17 protein-coding genes and 3 tRNA genes are annotated in these 14,932 nt (G+C 60.9%); 15 read left to right on the plus strand and 5 right to left on the minus strand.

What is annotated here, in order from left to right:
* Positions 1-312 precede the first annotated feature (312 nt).
* Both B3R00_RS10940 and B3R00_RS10945 read right to left on the minus strand, forming a co-directional pair.
* Entirely contained in the window at positions 313-783 is a 471-nt protein-coding gene (locus tag B3R00_RS10940) for an RrF2 family transcriptional regulator (RefSeq protein WP_286999043.1), read from the minus strand.
* A 6-nt stretch (positions 784-789) separates the two neighbouring features.
* Positions 790-2,025, minus strand: coding sequence for an NnrS family protein (locus B3R00_RS10945; protein WP_286999137.1), 1,236 nt, complete (start codon positions 2,023-2,025; stop codon positions 790-792).
* Between the two features lie 358 nt (positions 2,026-2,383).
* Between B3R00_RS10945 and napE the strand changes: the two genes are divergently transcribed.
* From napE to ccmI, 14 genes are read left to right on the plus strand one after another with little or no spacing between them, the layout of a single operon-like run.
* Entirely contained in the window at positions 2,384-2,542 is a 159-nt protein-coding gene (gene napE / locus B3R00_RS10950; protein WP_174862718.1) for a periplasmic nitrate reductase, NapE protein, read from the plus strand.
* On the plus strand, positions 2,520-2,831 hold the full coding sequence (locus B3R00_RS10955; protein WP_286999044.1) for a chaperone NapD: 312 nt from the start codon (positions 2,520-2,522) through the stop codon (positions 2,829-2,831). Before napE ends, B3R00_RS10955 begins: the two co-directional genes overlap by 23 nt.
* Positions 2,824-5,319 (plus strand): periplasmic nitrate reductase subunit alpha, encoded by a 2,496-nt coding sequence (gene napA, locus B3R00_RS10960; RefSeq protein WP_286999045.1) that lies wholly within the window; start codon positions 2,824-2,826, stop codon positions 5,317-5,319. Before B3R00_RS10955 ends, napA begins: the two co-directional genes overlap by 8 nt.
* A gap of 21 nt (positions 5,320-5,340) precedes the next feature.
* Positions 5,341-5,835: a nitrate reductase cytochrome c-type subunit gene (locus tag B3R00_RS10965; RefSeq protein ID WP_286999046.1), complete on the plus strand. Its 495-nt coding sequence runs from the start codon at positions 5,341-5,343 to the stop codon at positions 5,833-5,835.
* 14 nt (positions 5,836-5,849) lie between these two features.
* The gene (locus B3R00_RS10970; RefSeq protein WP_234688487.1) at positions 5,850-6,488 is read left to right on the plus strand and encodes a cytochrome c3 family protein; all 639 of its coding nucleotides are present in this window, start codon (positions 5,850-5,852) and stop codon (positions 6,486-6,488) included.
* A 4-nt stretch (positions 6,489-6,492) separates the two neighbouring features.
* A complete protein-coding gene (gene ccmA / locus B3R00_RS10975; RefSeq protein ID WP_286999047.1) occupies positions 6,493-7,173 on the plus strand; it encodes a heme ABC exporter ATP-binding protein CcmA in 681 nt (226 codons plus the stop codon).
* Positions 7,167-7,823 (plus strand): heme exporter protein CcmB, encoded by a 657-nt coding sequence (gene ccmB, locus B3R00_RS10980; protein WP_183303761.1) that lies wholly within the window; start codon positions 7,167-7,169, stop codon positions 7,821-7,823. The genes ccmA and ccmB overlap by 7 nt, the downstream gene beginning before the upstream one ends.
* 1 nt (position 7,824) lies before the next feature.
* Entirely contained in the window at positions 7,825-8,589 is a 765-nt protein-coding gene (gene ccmC, locus B3R00_RS10985) for a heme ABC transporter permease CcmC (RefSeq protein ID WP_286999048.1), read from the plus strand.
* The gene (gene ccmD / locus B3R00_RS10990; protein WP_070356664.1) at positions 8,589-8,732 is read left to right on the plus strand and encodes a heme exporter protein CcmD; all 144 of its coding nucleotides are present in this window, start codon (positions 8,589-8,591) and stop codon (positions 8,730-8,732) included. Before ccmC ends, ccmD begins: the two co-directional genes overlap by 1 nt.
* Positions 8,729-9,172 carry a cytochrome c maturation protein CcmE gene (gene ccmE / locus B3R00_RS10995; RefSeq protein WP_286999049.1) on the plus strand — a complete coding sequence of 148 codons (444 nt, stop codon included), beginning with the start codon at positions 8,729-8,731 and terminating at the stop codon, positions 9,170-9,172. The genes ccmD and ccmE overlap by 4 nt, the downstream gene beginning before the upstream one ends.
* Positions 9,169-11,163: a heme lyase CcmF/NrfE family subunit gene (locus B3R00_RS11000; protein ID WP_286999050.1), complete on the plus strand. Its 1,995-nt coding sequence runs from the start codon at positions 9,169-9,171 to the stop codon at positions 11,161-11,163. The genes ccmE and B3R00_RS11000 overlap by 4 nt, the downstream gene beginning before the upstream one ends.
* Positions 11,163-11,684 carry a DsbE family thiol:disulfide interchange protein gene (locus tag B3R00_RS11005; protein ID WP_274754271.1) on the plus strand — a complete coding sequence of 174 codons (522 nt, stop codon included), beginning with the start codon at positions 11,163-11,165 and terminating at the stop codon, positions 11,682-11,684. The genes B3R00_RS11000 and B3R00_RS11005 overlap by 1 nt, the downstream gene beginning before the upstream one ends.
* Positions 11,681-12,148, plus strand: a complete 468-nt coding sequence (locus B3R00_RS11010) for a cytochrome c-type biogenesis protein (protein ID WP_286999051.1) — start codon at positions 11,681-11,683, stop codon at positions 12,146-12,148. Before B3R00_RS11005 ends, B3R00_RS11010 begins: the two co-directional genes overlap by 4 nt.
* On the plus strand, positions 12,145-13,032 hold the full coding sequence (gene ccmI / locus B3R00_RS11015; protein ID WP_286999052.1) for a c-type cytochrome biogenesis protein CcmI: 888 nt from the start codon (positions 12,145-12,147) through the stop codon (positions 13,030-13,032). The genes B3R00_RS11010 and ccmI overlap by 4 nt, the downstream gene beginning before the upstream one ends.
* A gap of 447 nt (positions 13,033-13,479) precedes the next feature.
* On the opposite strand, the gene B3R00_RS11020 is transcribed toward ccmI, so the two are convergent.
* From B3R00_RS11020 to B3R00_RS11030, 3 genes are all read right to left on the minus strand, one after another.
* A tRNA-Leu gene (locus B3R00_RS11020) sits at positions 13,480-13,564 on the minus strand.
* 48 nt (positions 13,565-13,612) lie between these two features.
* Positions 13,613-13,689: transfer RNA gene (locus tag B3R00_RS11025), tRNA-Met, on the minus strand.
* A gap of 43 nt (positions 13,690-13,732) precedes the next feature.
* A tRNA-Leu gene (locus B3R00_RS11030) sits at positions 13,733-13,817 on the minus strand.
* A gap of 40 nt (positions 13,818-13,857) precedes the next feature.
* Here B3R00_RS11030 and cysM point away from each other — a divergent pair.
* Complete coding sequence (gene cysM, locus B3R00_RS11035) at positions 13,858-14,766, plus strand: cysteine synthase CysM (protein WP_286999053.1); 909 nt, start codon at positions 13,858-13,860, stop codon at positions 14,764-14,766.
* The last annotated feature ends 166 nt before the right edge of the window (positions 14,767-14,932 follow it).

Genomic DNA, 14,932 nt, shown 5'->3' on the forward strand with positions numbered 1-14,932 from the left:
GGCTTGCGTGCAGTGCATGGAAGCACTGGACACAGTTATTTAACAAAAAATCACGTTTCAAGGAGTAGAGTTTTTCGCAAATCGAAACGTTGCGCTTGTCAGTAAAAAGCCCAATCTTGCGTGTGCAGAAAAAATTCAGGTCTGTCGTTGTGGAGGAAAGCAGTCTTTACACGCTGCAGACAGCGATCCTATGTTGAAGGTCATCGATTTTGTTACGCCAAGTTGCTGAACGTAATCAGTTGGATCCGTTTGAACCAAGAGCGCTTACGTTCACGTGTCTTGCAGTCAAAGCCGCTGGGGATGATTCAGCCCTTACGGCTTTTGAGCCTCCACGGAAGTCAATTTATTCAGCAGGAGAGGGAGGTGCCCAGGTGATGCGGTTTTGGGCTGGGTGATTACGTCCGCCAGGGTGTAGCAGTCAAGATGCTGCAAAAAGGCTTTGAGGGCGCCATTCAGAATGCAAGTCAGCGCACAGCCTCCCGTGAGGCGACATTGGTTGTTAGGCCCCAGACATTCGACGATGTTGAAGTCGGGCTCAATGCTGCGAACCACTGCGCCCAGTGGGATCTGGTCAGGGGCTTTGCTGAGGTGCAGTCCCCCGTGCTTGCCACGCACCGTGGTGATCCACCCTTGCTGTGCCAGCAGTTGGGATACTTTCATCAAGTGCGCTTGTGAGATATCAAAGGCGGTGGCAATTTCGCTGATAGTGCACAAGCGCTCTGAGTGGTGGCCGCTGTAGATAAGGACTCGCAGCGCGTAGTCGGTGAGAGTGGTGAGGCGCATCTCGTTTTAGTGGAGTGGTCGCTGAATTGGTATGGGTTTGCCGGAGCGCTGATCAGCGCGGGGGCGTACGAGCCATGGTACAAATCGCCACAAGTACAAGGCGAATGCTAAAATCCAGCATAAGGCGCTGGCATGCAGCCACGGTAGCGGATGGGTGCTGACGCTCAGTGCTGTGAGGCGCAAAACAATGGCGAAAGCGACCAAGCCATAGCTGCACACCATGCTGAAATCTGCAACCAGTGCTCTGCCCGTATGTCCAAGCGCTGTGCGCGTAATCATGCCAATGATGAGTGCGCCAAACCCCGCCATTCCCAGCATATGGATGGGCCATGACAGACGGGATGTCCAACCCATGGCATAAGTTGCGGCAACCCACAAACCCAGACCAAGTCCGATATATCCCAGATAGAGAATCCAGAGTAGAGGAGTGCCCATGACGGACCAGGGCTTCCAGGCGATCACATGCCACAGTGTGATCAGCCCCGCAGCGGCCAAAAACAGGGTTGCCAATTGGTTAAATCCGAATGACCACGTGAGAATTCCCAAAGCGGCTAAGGCGGCTTGCCATTGGCCGCTGCGTGTGTGTCGGTTGAGTGTTAGCTGGGGAAGTGCGCGGCTGGCAAAAAATGGAATAACCCGGCGTGCGATGAGCAAAGCAATCACGGACATGCAGAGCATGCCTGTGAAGAAGTAATGCATGACGATGACGTACTCAAGCTGTTTCCAGCAAGCGTAGAGATAGGCGGCGTTAGCAGCCGCCATACCCAGCAGCAGCACAACTAAGATGTAGTTGTGCCGACTTTGACGGGCAAACAAACATCGACCGATTGCCAGCGCGGCGACACTCAGAAACAGCATGTCGGCGATGCTCGCGATACCGAAGGCTGTGGTTCCGGGGAGCAAAAATCCAATTCGTGCTACCGACCATAGCAAGACGAGACCACCTAGCGCTGGGCCTTGTAATGGATTCAAGCCTGTCCAGTTATTGGTGGCAGTCAGTAGAAAGCCTACGGTAATCGCTGCAATAAAGCCCCAGAACATTTCGTGGGCATGCCAGAAGACGCCGGCGGCTACACCTTGCAGGAGAAAGGGCGCAAACACCCAGAGTGATACCGCCACTATGGCCCAGAGTGCGCCACAGAGGTACAGCGGCCGAAACCCCAGTTCCAGAAAGGCTTTTAGAGACGGGCGGTGCTGCGGCTGCAGCGAGGACGGTTCCTGGATTTTCAGAAGGCTAGTCATTGCAGTCTTTTCAATAAATACAAAACTTTCATGCAGAGTAGATGTTTTTAAAAAAATATTCACGTCAATCAATTAATTTTTGATGCAAATCAATAATTAAGGTGATTTGTTGGTATATGGATTGCAATAATTTTTCGTGTGTAATTTTGCTTGGGAGGTATTTTTTAATAGAGATTGTTGTTGGAGTATTTTTTATTTATTTGGAAAACGAGGTTAAAATATATATTTGATGTGAATCAATTGAGTGGATTGGCAATATCTCTAAAGTGGTTGCAAGTGTTCTGATCGTTGCGGGTTTGAGTGGATTGAAGTTCTGGCAGAGCATCTGTAACGTAAACCGTCATCCAGAAAGGTGGCTATGCTTGAAAAAAATAATCCCACGGCACGCAAAGAAGAGTTGCGCAGCTTTGCTTTTCTAACGGTAGTGATGGCGCCGGTGTTGGCTGGTTTGATCATTGCCGGCTACGGCTTCCTGGTCTGGATCTACCAGATGTTTGCGGGTCCTCCTCATGCCTGAAGCCCTGCATTCGATGGCCGATGAGATGCACATTGCCAGCCTGGTGGTTCATACGATGCCGCAGGCGCTTGATCCTGTAGGGCAGGCGCTGGCCAAAATGGACTCCATCCAAGTGCATGGCACCCATCCAGACGGCAAGCTGGTGGTCACCCTGGAGGGACCCAGCGCCGACTTCATCATGGATCAGGTGGCGCAAATTCGGTTGATCGATGGCGTACTGAACGTCTCTCTGGTGTACCAGCACGCAGAACCCCGGCAATTACTTAACGAGGGAGTCTCCCATGACTAGCACCCGTCGCGATTTCGTTCGTCAAACTGCCGCCGCCGCCGCGGGCGCTGTGGCAGGCATTCCCATCCACGCCATCTCTCAGGAGGGCACGCAAGCGGGTGGTAGCGCTCCCATGAAATGGTCCAAGGCGCCCTGCCGCTTCTGTGGTACCGGCTGCGGCGTGATGGTGGCCGTCAAGGACAACCGGGTGGTTGCGACCCAGGGCGATCCTCAGGCCGAGGTGAATCGGGGCCTCAATTGCGTCAAAGGCTACTTCCTGTCGAAGATCATGTATGGCGAGGATCGTCTGACACAGCCTTTGCTGCGCATGAAAAACGGCAAGTATGCCAAGGATGGGGAATTCCAGCATGTGTCATGGGACACGGCTTTCGACGTGATGGCCCAGCAATTCAAGAAGGCGCTTAAGGAAAAGGGCCCTTCCGGCGTGGGCATGTTCGGCTCGGGCCAGTGGACAGTCTGGGAGGGCTACGCAGCCTCGAAACTTTTTAAGGCCGGCTTCCGCTCCAACAACATTGATCCGAATGCGCGCCACTGCATGGCCTCGGCTGTGGCAGGCTTCATGCGCACCTTCGGCATGGATGAGCCTATGGGCTGCTATGACGACATTGAAGCTACGGACACCTTTGTGCTCTGGGGCTCGAACATGGCAGAAATGCATCCTGTGCTCTGGACGCGCGTGACGGATCGCCGTTTGAGCGCACCGAACGTCAAGGTGGCCGTGTTGTCTACCTTTGAACACCGTTCGTATGAACTGGCAGACATTGAACTGACCTTCAAGCCGCAGACCGACCTGGCGATCTTGAACTACATTGCCAATCACATCATCACCACAGGGCGTGTGAACCAGGAGTTTGTGGCCAAGCACTGCAACTTCAAATTGGGCAATCCGGACATCGGTTATGGCTTGCGTCCAGAGCATCCTCTGCAAAAAGCTGCAAAAAATGCCGGTGACCCGAATGGTGCCAAGCCCATGACCTATGAGGAGTACGCCAAGTTCGTCTCCACTTATACCCTGGAATACACCACCAAACTGACAGGCGTTCCTGCCAACCGACTCAAGGAGTTGGCCGAGTTGTACGCGGACCCCAAGCGCAAGGTGGTGTCGTTCTGGACTATGGGCTTCAACCAGCATACGCGCGGCGTTTGGGCCAACAACCTTGTCTACAACATCCACTTGCTCACTGGCAAGATCGCGACCCCGGGCAACAGTCCTTTCTCGTTAACTGGTCAGCCTTCGGCATGTGGCACGGCGCGCGAAGTGGGTACGTTCTCGCACCGCTTGCCCGCGGATATGGTGGTTACCAATCCCGAGCACCGCAAAACCGCGGAAAAAATCTGGAAGTTGCCAGATGGCACCATTCCCGATAAGCCCGGTTATCACGCAGTGCAACAGCACCGGATGCTCAAGGATGGCAAGCTCAATGCCTACTGGGTCATGGTGACCAACAACATGCAGGCATCCGCCAACATGGTGCAAGAAGGTTATCCGGGCTATCGCAATCCGGATAACTTCATTGTGGTGTCGGATGCCTATCCCACTGTTACGGCGACTTCGGCGGACCTGATCCTGCCGACCGCCATGTGGGTGGAAAAGGAAGGTGCCTACGGCAACGCTGAGCGCCGCACGCACTTCTGGCACCAACTGGTCAAGGCGCCCGGTGAAGCACGTTCGGATTTGTGGCAGCTGATGGAGTTTGCCAAGCGCTTCAAGATCGAGGAGGTGTGGCCTGAGGAACTCCTGGCGAAGGCCCCGGAGTACCGCGGCAAGACCATGTTTGATGTGCTGTACCGCAATGGCCAGGTGGACAAATTCCCGGTGACCGACATGGAGGCGGGATACAACAACCACGAGGCCGAGTTGTTTGGTTTTTACCCCCAGAAGGGGTTGTTCGAAGAGTACGCAGCGTTCGGGCGTGGTCATGGGCACGATCTGGCACCGTTCGATGTCTACCACCAGGTGCGCGGGTTGCGCTGGCCTGTCGTCAACGGGCAAGAAACCAAGTGGCGCTACCGTGAGGGAACCGATCCGTATGTGAAGCCTGGAACTGGTTTCGATTTCTATGGCCACAAGGATGGCAAGGCGGTCATTTTTGGCCTGCCTTATGAACCGGCAGCCGAGGCTCCTGATAAGGAATATCCGTTCTGGCTGTCCACTGGCCGTGTGCTGGAGCACTGGCACTCCGGGTCCATGACCCGCCGTGTGCCCGAGCTGCACCGTGCCATGCCGAATGCGCTGTGCTATATGCACCCTGACGATGCCAAGGCGCTGGGCTTGCGCCGGGGCAGCGAGGTTGAAGTCGCCTCGCGCCGTGGGGCCATCCGCTCCCGCGTGGAGACCCGCGGCCGCAACAAGCCGCCGCGTGGCCTGGTCTATGTGCCATGGTTTGACGCCAGCCAGCTGATCAACAAGGTGACGCTGGACGCGACTGACCCGATCTCGTTGCAAACCGACTTCAAGAAGTGTGCCGTGAGGCTGACCAAGGTCTGAGGACAAGCAGAGGAGCACCCCATGAAACGCATACAGAAACTGGGCATGGCACTGATGCTGTGTATCGGTGTGGTCACCGCGACCGGCACGGCCTCCGCCGAGCCCTTGTACGACAAGGCCCGCGGCACGGCTCCCTTGCTGGAAACCACCAAACCCCCGGTGCTGGGCAATCCCATCAACGATGATATGCGCCGCACGCGCAACTACGCGCAGCAGCCGCCCGTGATTCCGCACCGCATCGATGGCTACCAGGTCGACAAGAACTTCAACAAGTGCATGGATTGCCACTCCCGCACCAAAGCGGAAGTCTCTCAGGCGATCCCGGTCTCCATCACCCACTACCAGGACCGCGATGGCAATACCCTGGCGCAGATCTCGACCCGACGCTACTTTTGCGTGCAGTGCCATGTGGGGCAGGACAATGCGACGCCTTTCGTAAGAAATACATTCCAGGATGTGGACAGCCTGCTCCTGAAAGCATTGCAAAATCCTGCGAACGCATCCAAGAAACCATGAACTGGGGCACAAGCATGCTGCAATTACTCAAGCGCTACTGGGCCGTCATACGGCGCCCTAGCGTCCATTTCAGCCTTGGGTTCCTGACGATTGGCGGGTTCATTGCGGGCATCCTGTTCTGGGGGGCTTTCAATACCGCGATGGAGGTCACGAACACCGAGAAGTTCTGTACGGGTTGCCATGAAATGCGCGACAACGTCTTCGCCGAACTGAAGAGCACCATCCACTACACCAACCGTTCCGGAGTGCGCGCGATCTGCTCAGACTGCCACGTGCCACACAACTGGACCGACAAGATGGCGCGCAAGATGCAGGCGTCCAAGGAGGTGTGGGGCAAGATCTTTGGCACGGTGGATACACCGGAAAAATTTGATGCCAAGCGCCTGGAGCTGGCGCAGCATGAATGGGCGCGCTTGAAAGCCAACGATTCCCTGGAATGCAGAAACTGCCACAACTACGACTCCATGGACTTCACGCGCCAGAGTCAGCGGGCACAGAACATGCATTCCACCTACCTGGCGAACAAGGAAAAAACCTGCATCGATTGCCACAAGGGCATTGCCCACCAGTTGCCACACATCCCTCCGGGGCTAGGCCCCAGTGACAGCCCTGGCCAGGTGGTGCCAGCCCCTGTCGCCATGGCCAAGCCCTGATCGCATGGTGTCTGCGGAGCATGCGCCACGGAGCCTGGACGTTGCTGGCTTTGGCTGCATCCGCAATGGCCGTGTGCTGTTGCGCCAGATCGATTTCAGCCTGCAGGCCGGCCAGGTGCTGCAGCTCAAGGGCAGTAACGGTGCTGGCAAGAGCACCTTGCTGCGCAGTCTGGCCGGGCTGATCCCCTGGCGTGCCGGGGCGCTGGCATGGTGCGGGCAGCGTGTCATCGCATCCAGCCCCGCGTTCCAGCGGCAGCTGTCGTACCTGGGGCACCAGTGCGGCATGAGCGATGCCCTCAGTGGGATTGAGAATCTGCGTTTCGCACTCCAGATGCAGGCCGTGCCCTGGTCCGGTGAACGTGCGGCCCAGGTGCTGCGCGCGCTGGATGTCCTGGATGTGGCTTCGCGTCCTTTTGGCCGCTTGTCCCAGGGGCAGCGACGGAGGGTGGCGATTGCCCGGGTCCTGCTCAGTGAACGCCCGCTGTGGTTGCTCGACGAGCCAGACAATGCGCTGGACGCACAGGGCAGCGCCTTGCTGGTGCAACTGCTGTCCACACACGCCCAGGCGGGAGGGCTGGCGATGGTGGTCAGCCATCGCGGGTTGCTGGTGCCTGGCGTGCCGGCCCCGGTGTTGGATTTGAGTGCCCCCTCTGCGGCTCCGGCGCAGCAGGAGGCGCCATGCTGAGGGCGGTGGTGGTGCGCGAGCTGCGTCTGGCCGTCCGCCGGCCGGCCGATGCCCTGAGTGGTTTGGCGTTTTTCCTGATGGTGGGCAGCCTGTTTCCGCTGGCTTTGGGGCCGGACAGCGCCTTGCTCCGGCAGATCGCGCCCGGCGTTGTTTGGGTGGCGGCCTTGCTGGCGGTCTTGTTGGGCCAGCACCGGCTGTTCGAGGGGGACCATGCAGATGGTTCGCTGGAGCAGTGGTTGTTGGCCCCTGCACCTTTGCCCCTCCTGGTGGGAGTGAAGGTGGGGGCGCAATGGCTGGTGGGCACGCTGCCGCTGCTGCTGGCCACGCCGCTGCTGGGCTGGCAATATGGCCTGGGCGAGGAGGTGATGGGGGTGCTGCTGCTGTCACTGGCCTTGGGCACGCCCAGCCTGTGCGTGCTGGCGGCCCTGGGGGCTGCGCTGACCCTGGGCTTGCGCGGTGCTTTGCTGCTGGTGCTGGTCGTGCTGCCGCTGAGCGTGCCGATCCTGATCTTTGGCAGCCATGCCGTGACCCAGTCCTTGCTGGGGCTGCCTGCGGCCCCAGCGTTGAATTTGCTCGGTGCCTGTTTGTGCCTGGCGCTGCTTGCCGGCCCCTGGGCGATTGCGGCGGCGTTGAGGCTGGCGCTGGAATGATATGAACCCTTCCCCTTTTGCTTCTTCTCCTCGATCGCCGCGTGCTGCGGCCGCAGGCTTTCGCTGGCGCCAACTGGCCTCCCCGCCGGTGTTTGACCACTGGGCACAACGCTTGTGGCCGTGGCTGGCCGTGCTGGCGCTGGCGTTGACTGTGGCCGGGCTGTGGGTGGGTTTTTTCGTGGCACCCACCGATCACCAGCAGGGCGAGGTCTATCGCATCATCTTTTTGCATGTGCCTGCGGCCTGGATGTCGATGTTCATTTACGTGGTGGCGGCAGTGCACGCGGGGCTGGGCCTGGTCTACCGCACCCACCTGTCACCGCTGCTGGCGCGCGCCTTGGCGCCCACCGGGGCCCTGTTCACCGTGATCGCGCTGTGGACCGGCGCAGCCTGGGGCAAGCCCACCTGGGGCGCATGGTGGGTGTGGGACGCGCGGCTGACTTCGGAGCTGATCCTGCTGTTTCTGTACCTGGGCTATCTGGGGGTGGCCTCGGCCATCGAAGACCCCGAGCGTGCTGATGCGGCCGGTGCCATCGTGTTGCTGGCGGGCGTGGTGAATGTGCCCATCATCTATTTCTCGGTGCAGTGGTGGAGCACCCTGCACCAGGGGGCCACGATCCGCATGGATGCGGCCCCCAGCATGACCCACACCATGCTGGCGGGTATGCTGCTGATGACCCTGGCGTGCTGGGCCTATACGCTGGCCGTGTGCTTGCTGCGCACGCGCTGCCTGATTCGAGAACGTGCCGCAGAGGAGCAACTGTGATGGCGACCCATGGTTTTTACATCGCGCTGGCCTATGGCGTCAGCGCAGCGCTCCTGCTGCTTGAAATCCTGGCGCTGCTGTGGCGCTGGCGTCGGCTGCGACAGGGCCCCGCACTGCGCGACCCTGAGGGAGATGCTGCATGAAACCCCGTCGAAAGCGCCTGCTGTGGGTGCTGGCCGGTGTGGCCCTGGTGGGGCTGGCCGTCACCCTGGTGCTGCGCGCACTGGATGCGAATGTCATGTTTTTCTACAGCCCCAGCCAGATCCACGCGGGCGAAGCGCCGCAGGGCGCGGCCTTTCGCATCGGTGGCCTGGTGGAGGTTGGCTCGCTGCAGCGCTCCGCCGATGGCCTGCAGGTGCAGTTCATGGTGACCGATGAGGTGCAGCGCGTGCCGGTGCGCTACCAGGGCCTGTTGCCCGATCTGTTCCGCGAAGGCAAGGGGGTGGTCGCATCCGGCAAGCTGCAGGCGAACGGTGTGTTCGAGGCCGCCGAGGTACTGGCCAAGCACGATGAGAACTACATGCCCCCGGAAGCGGCCAAGGCACTGGAAGACGCCGCTCGGACATCAGGGGGGCAGCCATGATGGCCGAGCTGGGGGTGTTTGCGCTGGTGCTGGCGCTGATCGTGGCGCTGGTGCAGGCCACGCTGCCGTTGCTGGGCGCTCAGTGGGGGATCGCCGCTTGGGTGCGCCTGGCGCGGCCCGCCGCCGCCCTGCAGTGCCTGCTGTCGCTGTTGGCGGCGGGCGTGCTGTTCTGGTGCTTTGGCACGCAGGACTATTCCGTGCTGTACGTCGCGGCCAACTCGCACAGCGATTTGCCCATGATCTACAAGCTGACGGCCTTCTGGGGCGGGCATGAAGGCTCCATGCTGCTGTGGCAGGTGCTGCTGGCCTGCTGGAGCGTGGCGGTCGCCTGGCGCAGCCGCGCATTGCCGGCCGATTTCGTGGCGCGCGTGCTGGCGGTGCTGGGCTGGGTCAGCGTCGGGTTTCTGCTGTTCGTGCTGTTCCTGTCCAACCCGTTCCTGCGTCTGGTGCCGGCCGCGCTCGAAGGCAAGGACCTGAATCCCTTGCTGCAGGACCCGGGCATGGTCTTTCACCCGCCACTGCTGTACATGGGTTATGTGGGTTTTGTGGTGCCGTTCGCGTTTGCGCTGGCGGCCCTTATTTCGGGCGAGCTGGGCGCTGCCTGGGCGCGGTGGTCGCGGTCCTGGACGCTGGCTGCCTGGGGCTTTCTGACGCTGGGCATCCTGCTGGGCAGCGCCTGGGCGTATTACGTGCTGGGCTGGGGGGGCTGGTGGTTCTGGGACCCGGTGGAAAATGCCTCCTTCATGCCCTGGCTGGTGGGCACGGCCTTGCTGCACTCGCTGATCGTCACGGACCAGCGCGGCGCATTCCGCAGCTGGTCAGCATTGCTGGCGATCTGCGCGTTTTCGCTGTGCCTGCTGGGCACGTTCCTGGTGCGCTCCGGGGTGCTGACCTCGGTCCACGCGTTTGCGGTCGATCCAGGGCGCGGCCTGTTTATCCTGTGCTTCATCGTGGCGGTGGTGGGCGTGTCGCTGTGGCTGTACGCCTGGCGGGCGCCGGAGCTGGGCACCGGGGGCGGGCAGTTCGCCTTGCTGTCGCGCGAAACCCTCCTGCTGGTGAACAACGTGCTGTTCTGCGCCGCGGCCCTGGCCGTGCTGATCGGCACGCTGTACCCCCTGGCACTGGATGTGCTGCGCAACGAAAAGATCTCGGTCGGCCCACCGTATTTTGAAGCCGTCTTTCTGCCGCTGGTCCTGCCGGCGCTGGCCTTGATGGGTTGCGGCACGGTGGCCCGCTGGAAGCAGGGCTCGGGCCGCGAGCTGTGGCAGCGGCTGCGCGCGGCCCTGGTGCTGACCGTGGTGGGCGTGGCCGTGCTGGGCTTGACCCAGGCCGGGTCCATCACGCCCGTGACCTTGCTGGGGGTGGCCCTGGGCCTGTGGTGCCTGCTGAGCACGCTGGCGCATGCCGTCCAGCGCCTGCTGCCTGCGGTGCGTCAGGGCGCAGGCTGGCAGCGCGTGGCCCGTCAGCCATGGGGCTGGTGGGGCACGGTGATGGCGCATGCCGGCGTGGGCGTGTTCGTGATGGCCGTGAGCCTGGCCAACGGACTAGAGACCAAGCGCGAAACCCATGTGGCCCAGGGCCAGAGCGTGGAGGCCGGCCATTACCGCTTTACCCTGGTGGGGCTGTCTTCGGTGGAGGGGCCCAACTACGATGCCCAGCGCGCCCACTTTCGCGTCAGCGATGGGGACCGGAGCTGGGACATGTACCCCGAAAAACGCGCCTACCGGGTGCAGACCATGGGGCTGAGCCAGGCGGCCATCGACAGCCGCTGGACGCGCGATGTGTTCATCGCACTGGGCGAGCCGCTGGATGAGACCGGGCAGGCCTGGACTGTGCGTCTGCAGGTCAAACCCTGGATGGAGTGGATCTGGATGGGGACTTTCATGATGGCACTGGGGGCGGGCTTGAGCCTGCTGGACAAGCGTTTTCGCACCGGGCGCCAGAGCGTGACCCGTGCAGCGCGCAGCGCCGTGGCGCACAAGGTGGCGTGATGCGTTTTGTCATTCCTTTGGCGGTTTTCCTGGGGCTGGCGGTCATGCTGGGCCTGGGCTTGCAACGTGATCCGCGGGCGCTGGAATCGGCCCTTTTGCAGCAGCCGGTGCCGGTGTTCGATTTGCCGGTGCTGCAGGGGCCGGAAGGCGCACGGCTGACACCTCAGGCGCTGCAGGGCCAGGTCTGGCTGCTGAACGTCTGGGCCTCCTGGTGCGCGCCCTGCCGCCAGGAGCTGCCAATCCTGGTGGAGATGTCGCGCAAGGACGGTGTGGCCCTCTATGGCCTGAACTACAAGGACCAGCCCGCCAAGGCCCAGGCCCTGCTGCGCGTGGCCGGCAACCCGTATGTGGCTTCTGTGGTGGATGCCGATGGCCGGGTCGGCATGGACTTTGGCATCCATGCCGTGCCGGAGACCTTTGTGATCGATGCCCAGGGCCGGGTCCGCTACCGCCACCTGGGGCCGGTGACGCCCGAGGTGTGGAACGACAAACTGATGCCTGTGGTGAGGGCTGTGCAATGAAACCCTGGTCCCTGGCGCTGTGCGCCGCCCTGCTTACTCCAAGTGTCTTCGCTGCGCAAGACCTGGAACTGGAGGCGCGCGAGGCGGCCCTGGCCGCCCGGCTGCGCTGCGTGGTCTGCCAGAACCAGACCGTGGCCGAATCCCAGGCGCCGATTGCCAAGGACATGCGCAAAGAAATTGCGGCGCAACTGGCGCAGGGCCGCAGCGATGCCGAGGTGGTGGCCTTCTTCGAGCAGCGGTATGGCAGTTTTGTGCGCTATGCACCGCCGTGGAAGCCTTCGACCTGGGTGCTGTGGTGTGCCCCGTTTGTGGTGCTGCTGGGCGGCTTGCTGCTGCTGTGGCGCACGCTGCGCCGGCGCCACCAGAGCGTGGCCCGCCCGGGATTGAGCCCGCAGGAGCGGGCACGGGCCCAGGCGTGGCTGGAGAACCGGCAGGACACACCGACACCGGAGGACCGTCCATGAGCGATATGGTGGGATTGTGGCTGGGGGCGCTGGCCCTGGTGCTGCTGTGCCTGGCGGTGCTGCTGCCCAGCCTGCTGCGGGATGCGGCCCAACCGGTGACCGGCAGCGATGACGCCCTGCGGGCGCTGTACCAGGCCCAGCTGCAGGAGTTGGCGCGGGAGCACCGCGCTGGCAACCTCGATGCGGCCGATCTGGCCCAGGCCGAGGACGAGTTGCAGCGCCGCCTGCTGCAGGAGTTGGCGCAGCGCGCGCAGCCACGGGCCTGGCGCCAACGACCATGGCTGCCACGCGCCAGCGCCCTGGTGCTGGCCGTGCTGTTGCCCGTGGCGGCATGGGGGCTGTATGTGCAGGTGGGCGATCCGCAGGCCGCAGCACGCCTGGCCCAGGCGGATGCCATGGGCCACAGCGCGGGCCAGGCGCAAGTCGAGGCCATGGTGGCCGGCCTGGCGCAGCGTTTGCAGGCGCAGCCCGACAACCTGCCGGGGTGGGTGATGCTGGCGCGCTCCTACGAAACCCTGGAGCGCTATGCCGATGCCGCTCAGGCCTACCAGGGCGCGCTGCAGACGGCGCAAGCCCAGGGCCTGGAGGCTACAGAGCAGGCGCGCCTGTGGGCGGACCTGGCGGACGCCCAGGCCTCCGCGCAGCAGGGGCGCCTGGACGGTGCGGCGGGCGCCGCGATCACCCAGGCGCTGCGCCTGGACGCGCAGCAGCCCAAGGCGCTGGCGCTGGCCGGTGCGGCGGCCTTGCAAGCGGGCAATTCGCGGGCCGCGCGCGACCACTGGCAGGCGCTGCTGGCCTTGCTGGAGCCTGGCTCCGACGTGGCACTGCAGGTGCAGGATGATCTGGTGAAGCTGGAGCTGCTGCTGCGCGAGTCTGACCGTTGAGCGGTTTTGACGTGTGGTGCGTCTGAACATCAGGCCCCACACAGCACCTGCTGTTCAGTCCGCAGGCAGCGCGCCTAAATTTTGCCTGTAGTTAACAAGGCTGGATGATTCTTAAATGTTCGGGATGTGGTTCGTGCAACTAACATTCATCGCATCAAGCAGCACTAAACCGTCTGGTGCTACGAGACTGTTGCGTGAATTGAACCTGGCCAGTCAAGAGTTCGTGTCGCGACTCTCGGGGAAGGTTACCAGAGTTCTTTGAAATAGTGTTGCAGAGTAGGCAGCTGGTGCATACCTAAAAAACTCATTACATAAACACTGCAACTTGCTTGTGCGCGCACAAAACAAAAAAGCCAGCACAAGCTGGCTTTTTTGTTCTGAAAATTTCATTCATCACATTGACGAATAAAGAACTCTCTTACAAAGTTTTTGTCTTTGTAAGTGTGATGGTGCCCAGGGCCGGAATCGAACCGGCACGCCTTGCGGCGGCGGATTTTGAGTCCGCTGCGTCTACCAATTCCACCACCCGGGCTGAAAGGTAAAACGCCAACATAGTTGGCGTTTTGCAAGCGATTAAACTTGGTTGCGAGGGCTGGATTTGAACCAACGACCTTTGGGTTATGAGCCCAACGAGCTACCAGACTGCTCCACCTCGCGATAATTTTTTGCGCTGATTGACGTTGTCACAAATTAATATTTGTGGTGCCCGAGGCCGGAATCGAACCGGCACGCCTTGCGGCGGCGGATTTTGAGTCCGCTGCGTCTACCAATTCCACCACCCGGGCGTCATCAGTGCATGCCCGGAATTATGGCACAGTTATGCCTATGCAAAAAAAATATTCTTCGATTGAATCTGCCATTGGCTCAACCCCGCTCGTTGCCTTGCAGCGCATTGATGCGCAAAGCAATGCCGATCGTGGCAATGTCATTTTGGGGAAGCTTGAAGGCAACAACCCCGCGGGTTCGGTGAAGGATCGCCCCGCCTTGTCAATGATTCAGCACGCGCAGGAGCGTGGAGAAATCAAGCCCGGTGATACGTTGATTGAAGCAACATCGGGCAATACCGGTATTGCTTTGGCCATGGCTGCGGCTATCAAGGGTTACCGCATGGTGCTGATCATGCCGGAGGACCTGTCGATCGAGCGGGCCCAGACGATGAAGGCCTATGGTGCCGAGCTGATTTTGACGCCCAAGAGTGGCGGTATGGAATATGCCCGTGATCTGGCCGATCAGATGGTGGCCCAGGGTAAGGGGGTGGTACTGGATCAGTTTGGTAACGAAGACAATCCACGCGCCCATTACGAAACCACAGGCCCTGAAATTTGGGCGCAGACCGGGGGCGAGGTGACGCACTTTGTAAGCGCCATGGGTACCACCGGCACCATTACGGGTGTGGCCAAGTTTCTGAAAGAAAAGAATCCGAACATCAAGATCATCGGTGCCCAGCCTTCAGAGGGTTCGCGCATTCCCGGTATCCGCAAGTGGCCCGAGGAATACCTGCCCAAAATTTACGATGCATCCCTGGTGGATGAGTTGGTCTATGTGACGCAGGATGATGCTGAAGATATGGCCCGCCGCATGGCGCGTGAAGAAGGTATTTTTGCGGGGATTTCGGCTGCGGGTGCATGCTGGGTCGCGCAGGAGGTAGCCAAGCGAGAGCAAAACGCCACCATTGTCTTTATCGTGTGCGATCGCGGTGATCGTTATTTGTCCACCGGTGTGTTTCCTGCTTAAGGCCCGCGCATTCCTCCCTTGAAACGCTGTTGTGTCCCCTCGGGTCGTGCGCCCGCATGCCAGGGGCTTTGCCCTTCTCTCAACTGCAATTGAAGTTTTGCTGGGCGGTATGCGTGGCTCAAGGCAGGCGCTGCCTGCGAGCAAGGCCGCACTGGGTGCGGCTTTT

It is taken from the genome of Comamonas sp. UBA7840, from assembly GCF_002501455.1.
Classification (GTDB): Bacteria; Pseudomonadota; Gammaproteobacteria; order Burkholderiales; family Burkholderiaceae_C; genus Comamonas; species Comamonas jiangduensis.